Here is a 12,746-nt window from a genome sequence, read left to right on the forward strand (position 1 = left end):
GTTTGGACGAACAAAGAATAAAAGCATGTGACACTTTTGTCACATGCTTGTGATATTCACGAAATCATTTCTTTTTGGGAAAGTCAAGGTAACGGTCGTTCCCATTCCAAGCTCTGATTTCACGTCAATGGAGATGAAAAGGGACTCGGCAGCATTCTTGGTTAAATATAAACCCATGCCAGTTGCCGCATTGTCACGATGATTTGTCGTGGAAGTAAATCCTTTATCAAATATGCGGGATAAATCCTTTGGGTCGATGCCCCGTCCAGAATCCTTCACTTCAAGAACCGTTTGTTCAGCTTGTTCATGGCTATATATCGTGATATCTGAGTTTTCACTGTATTTAATGGAGTTGGTCAAGAGCTGTCTCATGATGAAGGCCAGCCATTTGGCATCAGTAAGCACTTCGGTTACATCCAATTGTATGTCGAAGCCGATCCCTTTTTGAATGCACCATGATTGCAGCGTTTTAATCTCATCAAAGATTATTGTTTCCAAATCGGTTTTCTCTATATACAAATCATTTTCGATGAAAGGCATGCGCCTTTGATGGAGCTGCTGATCAAGAAGAAGGTGAATGCGCAGCCACTCATAAGTCAAATGGGATTTCAGCAATTCATCATCCAAGCGGTCAATCATTAAATGCATCGCCGTCAATGGTGTCTTCACTTCATGAATCCAAGATAATAATTCATCCTTCTCCTGCTCTAAAGTCATTTGACCAATTGATGCAGATTGCTTCAATAATTCGGTTTGGTTAATGATGCTGTTTTCTATGATTTTTTCGAAAGGGCTTTCTGGTTCGGCTATATTCGTTATATCCAGGTTGTCTTCCCGCACTTCTAAACTTTTATAAAAATACGTTTCTTTTTTATAGCGGAATATCAAAAACATACTGAATATGAGCAATGATAAAAAAACAATATACAGTATGGGCTTTAACGGAATGGCCGAATCAAGAAAGGCGACAAAGATAATGAATAGATGAAGAAGTATGTAGAATGTGATCCAGCTGAACCTTTCCACGAGATATTTTCTGATCATGCATTTGCCTCTTCCACGGCGATATAGCCCTGTCCGACCTTCGTTTCGATAAAATGCCCTAAACCCAGTTCATCCAACCTCTTTCGTAAACGGTTCACATTCACGGTAAGGGTGTTATCGCTTATGAAACGCTTGTCATCCCATAAGCTGTTGATCAATTCTTCCCGGCTAACGATTTTGTTTTTTTGTTCAATGAGCTTTTTCAAGATGAAAATTTCATTTTTTGTCAATTCGATTGTGCCAGTCTCGGCCGATACCGTGTTCTTCTCGTAATCCACTGTAGCACCGCACCAGGTCTTCAATTCAATCTTTTCCGTATTGTAATTATAGACACGGCGAAGCGTGGCCTGTATTTTTGCGATGAGTACGTCGAAATGAAAGGGCTTCTGGATAAAATCATCAGCGCCAAGCTGCATGGACATCACCATGTCGGTAGGATGATCACGTGATGATAAAAAGATGATGGGAACATTGGAATGGGTCCGGATCATTCTGCACCAATGAAACCCATCAAACTTCGGTAACTGTATATCAATGATGACCAAATCAGGTTTTATGTCTGTGAATTCCTGAACCACTTTACTAAAATCGCCGATTCCGTAAATATCATAAGACCATTGCGCCAATCTATCTTTAATTTCATTGAATAACGTCGTATCATCTTCTATCAATAGTAGTTTAAACAATGGGTTCACCGTACTTTCCAGCTTTTTCTTAAAATTATATAGTAAAACCTTTATAGGTTCTAGAGGAAGGGAGGAACAGGAGCTGTAATCGCCTACCGGTTGTATGTAAACCATTATTATATTAAAATTGGGAATAACGAATGGAGGAAGTGAAATTATGTCTGATTTTCCTAATTGCCCTGCATGTGATTCAGAATATACATACGAAGACGGTAGTCTTTTTGTTTGCCCGGAATGCGCCCATGAGTGGACGGTGGAAGCGGAAAATGGTGATCAAAAGAAGACGATCAAAGATGCTAATGGAAATGCCTTGAACGATGGTGATACCGTTACGGTAATCAAGGATCTTAAAGTGAAAGGGAGCTCATCCGTCTTAAAGATGGGCACTAAAGTCAAAAGCATCCGTCTAGTTGATGGTGATCATGATATTGATTGCAAGATTGATGGTTTTGGTGCAATGAAATTAAAATCCCAATTTGTTAAAAAGGTATAATTAAAAAAACGGCCTAATCCATTGATTAGGCCGTTTTTTTTTTCGTTACTTCTTAATAAACTTTGTCACCGTTAAAGATTGAATTCTTAACGACCACATAATCCACATTACGGATGGCTTCCAACTTGGTTCCGCCGGCATATGAAATGGAAGACTGAAGATCTTGTTCCATTTCCTTCAACGTATCTTCCAAAGATCCTTTGTGCTCGACAAACATCTTTTTGCCTTCAACGTTTTTCTTTTCACCTTTTTGGAATTCTGAAGCTGAACCAAAGTATTCTTTAAAGGCCTTTCCATCTTTCTCGATCGTTTGACCTGGAGATTCCTCATGTCCGGCAAACAGTGAACCGATCATGACCATCGAAGCGCCAAATCTAACTGATTTAGCAATATCACCGTTCGTGCGAATGCCGCCGTCAGCTATGATTGGCTTGCTTGCCGCCTTTGCACACCAGCGAAGTGCAGCTAGTTGCCAGCCGCCCGTTCCAAATCCAGTCTTGATTTTAGTGATGCATACTTTCCCAGGTCCAATGCCCACCTTTGTAGCATCTGCACCGGCATGTTCCAATTCCCGTACCGCTTCAGGAGTTCCCACATTTCCTGCAATGACAAAACTTTCAGGTAAATGCTTTTTAATATGCTGTATCATCTTTATCACGGCATTGGAATGGCCGTGTGCAATATCTATCGTAATGTATTCAGGCACAATGTTGTCTTCCGATAATTGTTCAATGAATCCGTATTCTTCTTCTTTTACGCCGACACTGATGGATGCAATCAATTCTCTTGAATGCATGTCTTTAATGAAAGTCAGTCGTTTTTCTGGCTCAAAACGATGCATTACATAAAAGTAACCGTTTTCAGCCAAGTAAATGGCAATCTTTTCATCAATGATCGTTTGCATATTGGCAGGTACTACAGGTAACTTGAATGTATGTTTACCTAAAGTAACGGATGTATCACACTCAGAACGGCTATTTACTACACATTTTGCAGGAATTAATTGAATATCTTCATAATCAAACACGTTTTCCATGTTACGCACCTCTATATACGAATATTTTTGTCTTTTTATATAAAAATTGTTCGCCCATTAGGTAATGTACATCATTTTTGACAGTAAGTCAAAATTTTTATTGGTTTTATTTTGATTTTATTTCAGCTAGATGGAAAATCCGTAACAGGGTAGGAAGCTGAAAAAGACGAACGAACATGAATTTCCACTCCAGGCACTCGCCTGTTTTGATGAGGCTTGGCAGACAGCCGGCGGAAAGGGAGCGGATTTCTGAAATCAACTGGAACGTTCTTATTTGTCTACAGTCTGAAATACTTAAGTATTTTCACCAATCTGTATGACTTTTACACCTTTACGTTTTTTTACATCTTCTTAACGGGACCGACATGGCACTAAGTTAAAATGATAATGGGTAACGAATAAGAATGGGGGGATTGGCATGAAGGCTGAATTACATTGTCATACGAACATTTCAGATGGTTCCAGTTCTTTTGAAGAACTATTGGAGGCTGCAAAAAGGGAGAGCATTGGCCATTTAGCGATTACGAATCACGATACAACGATGAGATTGCAAGAAATGGTGGAACGGGGAAAGGAAATAGGAATTGAAATCATCCCTGGTATAGAAGTTTCTGGTTATGACTTTGCAAGAGGAAGGCGTGTACATATTTTAGGCTATTTTGTTGAGCCTGGTCATAAGGCGCTTGAGGAGCTATGTAATCCACTGATTCATAAGAGGAATGCAGCTTCTGAAAAAATGGTGGAACGGCTGATTCATGCAGGATATCGAATAACTTGGGATCAGGTTTCTAAATTCAGGGGAGGAACCGGTGTTTATAAACAGCATATTATGCTGGCGCTGCGGGAATCTGGGTATACGGATTCTATCTATGGAGATTTGTATAAGAAGATCTTCAGTCGCGGCCAAAATGGAGAAGAGCCAGGCATTGCCTTCATTCCTATGGAGTATGTGGATGCCATCCTTGCTGTGAAGGCGATTCGTGCTGCCGGAGGCGTTCCGGTCCTTGCTCATCCTGGACAATACGGGAGCTTCGAAATTATTCCTGATCTTGTAGAAGCAGGGCTTGAAGGGATTGAAGTTCTTCATCCGCATCATGGCCATGAAGAAGAGGAAAGAGCGATTTTATATGCAGATCGATATAATCTCATTAAGACAGGAGGTTCGGATTTTCATGGGGATTATGGGGAGAAGCCGATTCGGCTTGGCAGCATGAGCCCTGGAAAGGAATGTGTGGATGCTTTGAAATTAAGGAAAAAAAGCATGTCCATTAATGATGTGGTATTGAAAAATATCGATCTATGAAACCAGGAGTTTTGCTGTGAAAGCGACCTGATCATATGCTGGATGTCGTATTGAAAAGATCCATAAAATAAGTATTCCCTTTCGTTCTGGTAATCGACCAGGACTTTTTTTTTACAAGAAAGTCATGGCAGCTTCATATTTCCTCATTACACTGACTTTAACAAGGAAAAATAGGTATTGAGCAGATCTAATATTTAAAGGGGGATTTCTGTTGGGGGAAAAAAACTTTTTAGTCGATCATTTGATATCGGAAATTAAGAGCGGGACCTTTCAATTGGATAAAAAGTTACCTTCAGAGCATATACTCGCTGACCAATTTAATGTTCCAAGAATGGTTGTCAGGAAGGCATATGAGCAGCTTCAAGATTTAGGGTTTATCTATTCAAAGCAAGGTAAGGGTAGTTATGTCCAGGAAACCAAGAAGCAAATTCCGTTAATTCTATCCGGAGATGTTAGTTTCACCGAGAAAATGAAAGAATTCCAGTTTTCCTTTCAAACGAGTACTATTTTTTGCGAAGAAATTTCTTATGATCAGAAGATTTTTCAAAGCCTCGAAGTGGAAAGTGATGACAAGGTCTTTAAAATTGGCAGGCTTAGGTTAATAGATGGTTTCCCGATTGCTCTTCATACATCGTTTGTAGCAAAATCAACATTTCCTGAAATTGAAAAGGACGGTCCTGATATTACCTCTATGTTTCAGTATTATAGGCAGCGTGGTTATGTAGAATTCGGATCCAGCAGCAGCACGCTGAACGTGATTTTTCCTACTCTTTTCGAACGGGATATTTTGCAGTGTTCAAGTTTAATTCCACTTTTGCAAGTGGAATCGTTATGCCGGGATAAGCGGAGCAATCAAGTCCTTGAGCACACGGTCATAATCTATCGAAGCGATTGTTTCACATATGTTATATAAAAACTTCCATTCCAGATATCGCTCGAATTCACAAGTAAATGCTCTGAATTCACGAGTAAAAGTACGAAACTCACGAGTAAATGCTTCGAATTCACGAGTAAAAGTACGAAACTCACGAGTAAAGCTCGAATTCACGAGTAATGGCACGAAATTTTGAATAGTGTAGGTCCGGCTTTAACAAATTTCATACAAGATTTACTCTTTCTTAACGTACGTTCACTTGGCAACAAGATACATTGAAGATGTAGCGGGAAACTAAAACATTGGAGGCCAATGGAATGAGAAGAAGGGAAAGAACCGAGATTTTGATTCAAGGCTCTGAGGACATTGCGAAGGAATTTGCCAAGGAAATAGCAATGAAATATAAAGTTACCGTCATTCAAAAGCCAGAGAGTGCCCTCATGTTGCTAAAGACAAGGGAAACGGCAAAAAAGAGCTTGTTTTATCTAGGGGAAATGCTGGTGACAGAATGCAAGATCCAAATCCATGATTATATCGGGATTGGAATCGTAAAGGGACAGCGGGAAGAACTGGCACATAGTTTAGCTGTCATTGATGCTGCTTATCAGGCTGATCTTGGCGAAACAAGATTATGGTCACCTATTTTAGAAAATGAGAAGAAGATCATACAGAAAGATCTTCAAGAGCTGAATCGATCAATCTTAAGAACCAAGGTAAACTTTGAAACAATGGATGTTCAATAAGAGGGGGGAAAGCAATGAATTTGGATGTAGTTCATGATATACAAACTGTTTATAGAAAGCTTGTAACGGCGACTTCAAGACCTGGAACTTTAGTGGTTTTGGAGAGGGAAGCCAAGACTTTGGATGTTCAAATGGAATGCTTATCTTCTACCATCCTGCTTGCACGTACTGTACTCGACCCTGAAGTGACTTTTAAGGTCATTTCAAAGGCGGGGGAAACGGTGTCAAGAATGATTAATCAGCTTACTTATTCAAAGCCTGTCGATTTGCCGGAAGCGGATTTTATTTTTATTTTACATGATGCCTCCGAGGAGCAAATGAAGGAAGCTTTGACTAAAGCAAAGGTAGGAAATCTATTGAACCCTCATGAATCGGCGATGATCATTCTAGAAGTACCGGATGTAACGAAAGGGGACTCCATGATCCTTTCAGGACCGGGAATTCAACAGGAATCATTCATAAGCCTCCCGAATGTCTCCGCCTGGCTGGGTGCAAGGAACGAAAAAAACATAGAATTCCCGTTAGGAATCGATATGTATTTTGTTGATCGACAAGATCGTTTAATCGCTTTACCGAGAACGACTCAAATTAAAGAAAATGGGGGTGAGATTATATGGGATATGTTGCAGTAAAGGGCGGAACAAAGGCGATTGAGGAATCCATCAAACGCTTAAAGTATGAACGGGTCAAGCAAGGGACGGCTATAGAGCTGCATAAGATAGAAGCCGGGATGAGAGGATTGATTGATCAGGTTATGTCAGAAAGCAGTTTGTATGATCAATCACTGGCTGCACTTGCCATTAAACAGGCTGAAGGCAATCCGGAAGAAGCTGTTTTCCTCTTGAGAGCCTATCGATCCACTTTGCCGCGAAAACATGTTTCACGAGTGATCAGTTCTGAAAATATGAAAGTGGAACGGCGGATTTCAGCTAGTTTTAAGGATATACCTGGCGGACAGATTTTAGGTGCCACGACCGATTATACACATCGGTTACTAGATTCGGAGCTGGAAAATGAATCGGATATAAGTATTCAAGATTGGTTGCTGGCTTTTCAAGAAGAAAATCATTCAACGGAATATCAGAACGATATGGATGATTTAAACTCGCTGCCTAAAGTTTTGGACTACTTAAGAAGTGAAGGCTTATTAGCAAGCTGTGAAAACAATGATTTGCAGCCTGGGGATGTTACAAGAAAAAGTCTGGAGTTTCCTTCAATGCGGAGTGAACGCCTGCAAATATTAACAAGAGGCCAAACCGGTGCAGTGACATCACTTGCCTATGCAGTCATCCGTGGATATGGTGCACTGCACCCGACAGTAGGTGAGCTGCGCGTAGGCCAGCTGCCTGTCCATCTCGATCACCCGCTGCTGGACGAAGGGCAAGAGGAAGATAGCTATTATATTGGGGACTTCACAGCGACGGAGGTAGAGATGCTCGTTCCGCTTACGGTAGAGAAAGAACAAGGCAAAAAAGAAATTGAGTTTGAAATTGGCTATGGCATGTGCATGGGACAAAATGAAACGAAAGCAATCGCAATGGGTATCTTGGATAATTGCCTGGAAAAACCAAACAAAGAGTTTCCAAGTCACAACGAGGAATTCGTTCTTTATCATATAGATTCAGTGGAATCAACGGGTTTCATCTCCCATTTGAAGATGCCTCATTATGTTACGTTCCAATCCAAGCTTGATAGCATACGGAAGTCGAAAGATAAGACCACAGAGCAGGAGGTTGGATTTCATGAATAAAACTTATAATTTTGCATTCTTTGATGAAGGGTCGAAACGGGAAATTAGAAGGGCAACACTGAAGGCGATTGCCATTCCCGGTTATCAAGTCCCATTCGCTTCAAGGGAAATGCCGATTGGGCGTGGTTGGGGCACGGGCGGCCTGCAGTTGACATTGTCATTGATCGGAAAAGATGACGTCCTTAAGGTGATCGACCAAGGCTCGGATGAATCCGTTAATGCCGTTAACATAAAAAAACTCGTATCTGATACCACTGGGGTAAGGACAACGGATAGCACAAATGAAGCCTCTTTAATCCAGTCTAGACACAGGGTGCCGGAAGTGCCGCTGCAACGAGACCAGATTTTAATTCTTCAAGTTCCGTTACCGGAACCTTTAAGGAATTTTGAGCCGAGCGAACATGAAACGAAAAAGCTGCATGCTGAGAGAGAGTATAGCGGAGCATGGCTTATGTTATTTGAACAAATTATGAAGTACGGAATAATGGCGACGGATGCAGACCATCCGGTGATGGTTCACGATAGGTATGTCATGGCACCAAGCCCAATACCAAGATTCGATAATGCCAAGCTGGACGGTAATGAAGCGCTCATTTTGTTAGGTGCAGGCAGGGAGAAAAAGGTATATGCAGTACCCCCATATACAAATGTATCATCTTTGGCATTTGATGATTATGAATTTGAAATCGAGTCCTTTACAAATCATGCTTGCATTCTCTGCGGGTCCAATGATGTGTTTTTGGATGAACTTGTTGATGAGGAATCAGGGGAAACGTATTTCCTATGCAATGATACAAGCAATTGCCTTGAAATGGTCAATCAAAAACAATCATTGGGAGTGAATTAAATGTCTGTGCTAGAGGTACCCGTATTATCGGTTAAACAAATGAACAAACAGTACGGTAACGGATGTTCAATTTGTAAACATATGAAATTAGGAAAAGTGGCGAAAAACTATTGTTACGAATGCGGAACGGTATATGCCTGTAGAGATGTGACGTTTGACTTGTATCACGGTGAAGTTCTCGGAATTGTAGGGGAAAGCGGCAGTGGCAAATCCACTTTAATGAAAAGTTTATATTTTGACGAAGAAGTAACCGATGGAGAACTGTATGTGGCTGGCTTTGAGGATGGAAAAAAGAACTTATTCATGGAGTCTGCCCAGAAAAAAAGATTCGTTCGAAACCACCTGATGGGGAAGGTTTATCAAAACCCGATTCTAGGGTTGAAAATGGATTTCTCCTCGATAGGCAATATTGCTGAGAAGTTAATTTCAGCTGGGAACAGACATGTTGGCAGCATGGAAACAAGAGGCGCCGAGCTCCTTGAGGCAGTCAATATTCCCATTCATCGAATGAAAGAAGAACCAAGGAATTTCTCAGGCGGAATGCAGCAAAGGGTACAGATAGCCAAAGCATTGTCCAACAATCCACCCATACTGCTTTTGGATGAGGTCACCACGGGTTTGGATTTATCAGTTCAAGCAAGTGTATTGGATTTAATTAAAGGTCTCCAAAGAGATTTGAATATTAGCATTGTATTGGTATCCCATGATTTGGGCGTAATCCGAATGCTTGCGGACCGTACGCTCGTTATGCTGGAGGGTAAAGTAATCGAGCAAGGTTTGACAGATCAAATACTCGAAGATCCACAGCATCCTTATACCCAGCAATTAGTACACTCGCTGCTGTAAAAGAAACTAAAGGAAAATGGGGGAAGAGACATTGTTGCTGATTAAAAATGGAAAAATAATAACGGAAGACTCGATCCTGATGGACCATGATCTCTTAATTAAGGATGATAGAATTTGCAGGATTGCACCTGTGGGAGAAATCGAAACGAGTCCTGAAATGGAAGTGCTGGACGCTTTGGGTGGATATGTTTCACCCGGTTTTATTGATCTTCATTCCGATTATATTGAACATATGACTGCGCCGCGCCCGACTTCTTTAATGAATTTTCATTTGAGCTTAAGAGAAACGGAAAAGGAACTGATTACGCACGGGATTACGACCATGTTTCACTCACTATCACTCTATAAATCCACTGAATACGCATATAAGCCAATTCGGGAGCCTGAGAATGTAAGGAAGCTTATTGACTTAATTGATCAAACACATAAGATGAAGCACCTAGTACGTCATCGGTTTCATGCTCGTTATGAAATTGATAATTTGGAGGATATTGATAGTTTAAAAGAATATGTTTCGGAAAAGAAAGTGCATCTGGTCTCATTCATGGACCACACTCCAGGGCAAGGGCAGTATCGGCATCTAGAGATTTATCGAAACACTTTAAGGGGGTATAACAATTATAGTGATGAAGCCATTGATGTGATGATCCGGACTCATCAAGTGAAAGAAAAGCTGACGATTGAAAGAATGAAGGAAATTGCACTGCTAGCAAGAGAAAACAATATTGCTGTTGCTTCACATGATGATGATTCAATAGAAAAGCTTGAATTGGTTCACAGCTTTGGAACGAGTATAAGTGAATTTCCAATCACACTTGAGATTGCCCGTAAGGCCCATGATATGGGGATGTATACCATATCGGGTGCACCAAATGTTCTTTTGGGAGGTTCTCACAGCGGGAACTTAAGTGCCTCTGAAGCCATTCAGGATGGGAGCATAGACATATTATGCAGTGATTATTACCCTGCAGCCCTTCTGCATTCAATGTTTGAATTAGTCGAAAACCATGGAATGGATCTTGTCGATATGTTTAAGCTAGTTACGATTAATCCCGCAAAGGCAGTCAAGATGGAGGACGAAATAGGATCGATTCACGAAGGGAAAAAGGCTGACATACTTATTATTGAAAAAATTTCTGGTGATTTCCCTGTCATAACAACTGTGATTGTAGATGGAAAATTGATTCAAAAAACGAATTACAGGATATAAATTTTAGAGAGCGGGTGGCAAAGTGGAGAACATATTGGAGATCAATGATTTATCCAAGTCTTTTATTTTACATAATCAACGCAAGAATATCCATGCGGTAAGCAATATTACGATCCGAGTGAAAAAAGGCCAATTTATTGGCATTACAGGTAAGAGTGGCAGCGGAAAATCAACGATCCTAAAATCGATTTATGGTACCTATCGGGTTCAAAAAGGAGACATCTGGTACGAATCTTCCCTCTATGGTGCGATTAATCTAGCAAAAGCTACAGAAAGGGAAATGATTTCCCTGCGTAAACATGAGATAGGCTATGTATCCCAATTTTTAAATGTCATGCCAAGAACTACAGCAAGGCAGCTCGTTACCGGAGCCATACTTGAAATGGGACAAAGCAGGGAAATGGCCAATATCGAAACAGAAAAAATCCTCGACCACTTTGAAATAGGAAAAGAGCTATGGGACAGTTACCCTGCTACTTTTTCAGGAGGAGAGAAGCTAAGGTTAAATATAGCAAGAGCAATGGTGAAAAGGCCGCGGCTCCTCCTGCTGGATGAACCGACAGCAAGTTTGGATCACGATTCTAAAGTGAAGGTGAAAACCCTGCTGGAACAGTTAATGAACGAAGGAACGACAATGCTGGGCATTTTTCATGACTTGGAGTTCATGAATCGGTTAGTAGATAAAGAATATAGCATGCAGAATGGATGTTTTACTCAAGCTATTCAAAAAATTTAACGATTGATTCACATAAATTTTACTGAATATTCAGCCTCCTTAACGGCAGGTTAGTATTGTACCGGTATTGTTATATGGGAAGTGACTGAAATGAAAAAGATCTTTCAAATTGGAGGGGAGATTTAACGTGAAAAAATCGATGATGTCCATATTGATGTTAGTTATTTTGCTGGTGTTTACAGGTTGTTCTTCTAGTAGTTCAACAGGTGCAAATGAAGATGATACATTAACCATAGCGTGGTTGCCAAATGAATCAGGGGAAGATTTAGGGGAAGCCCGCGATGAAATCGGGAAAATCTTAGAGGGTGCCACAGGAAAGAAAGTCGAACATAAGACAACTACGGATTATAACATTGCAATCGAGGCAATTGCTAATGGAAACGCAGATTTAGCATTCCTGGGAGCACAAGGATATATTGAAGCAAACAACAAAAACGATAGTGTTCAACCTCTAGTCGTTCCAAGCGGTGAATCAGGTACGTTGGATGATGCAGTCTATAATAGCTGGCTGGCTGTTCAAAATGCAGATGACTATAAAATTAACGGCGAATATAAGATAGACGGTATCCAAGGGAAAAAGTTCTCTTTCGTATCAAATAGCTCTACATCTGGCTTCAAAGTTCCTTCCACAGGAATCGTTGATTATTTTTCGCAGCAAGATAAGTTTAAGGAATTAATGGCCGAGGATTTATTGGAAGGCGGGAAAGATAAATTCTTCAGTGAAGTGCTTTATGGTGGTTCACATCAAGGATCCGCTGTAAATCTTTTAACCGGGAAAGCGGAAGTGGCAGCTTTTTGTGACACATGTGTCAATAATTATGTGGAGCTGGCTGATGGGGAAGAGAATAAAGCAGGTGCCGTGTATAAGGTAAAGAAGGATGCAGCTGAACCCTTCAACACAGTTGTAGATAAGACATTCTCACTTATTTCAGTGACTCCAGTTTTGAATGCACCTTTCGTTGTTAACACTGAATTAGTCAGTGAGGACACACGTGAAAAAATTCTTGAAACGTTGATGTCTGATGAAATAGCAAATAACGAGAAAGTTTTTGTACCAGAAGACTCCAAGTTATCAGGTCTATTTAAACGGGTGAGCGGAAAAGAAAAATTGGTGGAAGTTGAGGATGACTGGTTCAATCCAATTCGGGAATTATCTAAATAAAGGCAGTAAAATGTAG

The 12,746-nt window shown here is 40.6% G+C and carries 14 protein-coding genes; 11 read left to right on the forward strand and 3 right to left on the reverse strand.

Annotated elements, in window-relative coordinates; all coding sequences use genetic code 11:
* Nucleotides 1-39: 39 nt before the first annotated feature.
* Nucleotides 40-1,044 carry a sensor histidine kinase gene (locus BS1321_RS19240; protein WP_063232621.1) on the reverse strand — a complete coding sequence of 335 codons (1,005 nt, stop codon included), beginning with the start codon at nt 1,042-1,044 and terminating at the stop codon, nt 40-42.
* Entirely contained in the window at nt 1,041-1,730 is a 690-nt protein-coding gene (locus tag BS1321_RS19245) for a response regulator transcription factor (protein ID WP_056529595.1), read from the reverse strand. Before BS1321_RS19245 ends, BS1321_RS19240 begins: the two co-directional genes overlap by 4 nt.
* A 157-nt stretch (nt 1,731-1,887) precedes the next feature.
* Here BS1321_RS19245 and BS1321_RS19250 point away from each other — a divergent pair, with 157 nt between their 5' ends.
* Entirely contained in the window at nt 1,888-2,223 is a 336-nt protein-coding gene (locus BS1321_RS19250) for a zinc ribbon domain-containing protein YjdM (protein WP_063232622.1), read from the forward strand.
* 52 nt (nt 2,224-2,275) lie between these two features.
* Here BS1321_RS19250 and guaC read toward each other — a convergent pair whose 3' ends face one another.
* A complete protein-coding gene (gene guaC, locus BS1321_RS19255) occupies nt 2,276-3,259 on the reverse strand; it encodes a GMP reductase (protein WP_063232623.1) in 984 nt (327 codons plus the stop codon).
* A 418-nt stretch (nt 3,260-3,677) separates the two neighbouring features.
* Between guaC and BS1321_RS19260 the strand changes: the two genes are divergently transcribed.
* From BS1321_RS19260 to phnD, 10 genes are all read left to right on the forward strand, one after another.
* The gene (locus tag BS1321_RS19260; protein WP_063232624.1) at nt 3,678-4,562 is read left to right on the forward strand and encodes a PHP domain-containing protein; all 885 of its coding nucleotides are present in this window, start codon (nt 3,678-3,680) and stop codon (nt 4,560-4,562) included.
* 211 nt (nt 4,563-4,773) lie between these two features.
* The gene (locus tag BS1321_RS19265) at nt 4,774-5,475 is read left to right on the forward strand and encodes a GntR family transcriptional regulator (protein WP_063232625.1); all 702 of its coding nucleotides are present in this window, start codon (nt 4,774-4,776) and stop codon (nt 5,473-5,475) included.
* A 278-nt stretch (nt 5,476-5,753) separates the two neighbouring features.
* Complete coding sequence (gene phnG / locus BS1321_RS19270; RefSeq protein WP_063232626.1) at nt 5,754-6,179, forward strand: phosphonate C-P lyase system protein PhnG; 426 nt, start codon at nt 5,754-5,756, stop codon at nt 6,177-6,179.
* A gap of 14 nt (nt 6,180-6,193) precedes the next feature.
* Nucleotides 6,194-6,811: a phosphonate C-P lyase system protein PhnH gene (gene phnH, locus BS1321_RS19275; RefSeq protein WP_063232627.1), complete on the forward strand. Its 618-nt coding sequence runs from the start codon at nt 6,194-6,196 to the stop codon at nt 6,809-6,811.
* Nucleotides 6,793-7,929 carry a carbon-phosphorus lyase complex subunit PhnI gene (locus tag BS1321_RS19280; RefSeq protein WP_063232628.1) on the forward strand — a complete coding sequence of 379 codons (1,137 nt, stop codon included), beginning with the start codon at nt 6,793-6,795 and terminating at the stop codon, nt 7,927-7,929. The genes phnH and BS1321_RS19280 overlap by 19 nt, the downstream gene beginning before the upstream one ends.
* Nucleotides 7,922-8,776 (forward strand): alpha-D-ribose 1-methylphosphonate 5-phosphate C-P-lyase PhnJ, encoded by an 855-nt coding sequence (locus BS1321_RS19285; RefSeq protein ID WP_063232629.1) that lies wholly within the window; start codon nt 7,922-7,924, stop codon nt 8,774-8,776. Before BS1321_RS19280 ends, BS1321_RS19285 begins: the two co-directional genes overlap by 8 nt.
* Entirely contained in the window at nt 8,777-9,622 is an 846-nt protein-coding gene (locus BS1321_RS19290; RefSeq protein ID WP_063232630.1) for an ATP-binding cassette domain-containing protein, read from the forward strand. It begins immediately after the preceding gene.
* A 31-nt stretch (nt 9,623-9,653) separates the two neighbouring features.
* Entirely contained in the window at nt 9,654-10,832 is a 1,179-nt protein-coding gene (phnM, locus tag BS1321_RS19295) for a phosphonate metabolism protein PhnM (RefSeq protein WP_063232631.1), read from the forward strand.
* A 22-nt stretch (nt 10,833-10,854) separates the two neighbouring features.
* Nucleotides 10,855-11,568, forward strand: a complete 714-nt coding sequence (locus tag BS1321_RS19300) for a phosphonate C-P lyase system protein PhnL (RefSeq protein WP_063232632.1) — start codon at nt 10,855-10,857, stop codon at nt 11,566-11,568.
* Between the two features lie 127 nt (nt 11,569-11,695).
* Nucleotides 11,696-12,730 (forward strand): phosphate/phosphite/phosphonate ABC transporter substrate-binding protein, encoded by a 1,035-nt coding sequence (gene phnD / locus BS1321_RS19305; RefSeq protein WP_063232633.1) that lies wholly within the window; start codon nt 11,696-11,698, stop codon nt 12,728-12,730.
* Nucleotides 12,731-12,746: the final 16 nt, after the last annotated feature.

The organism is Peribacillus simplex NBRC 15720 = DSM 1321 (assembly GCF_002243645.1).
GTDB classification, from domain to species: Bacteria; Bacillota; Bacilli; order Bacillales; family DSM-1321; genus Peribacillus; species Peribacillus simplex.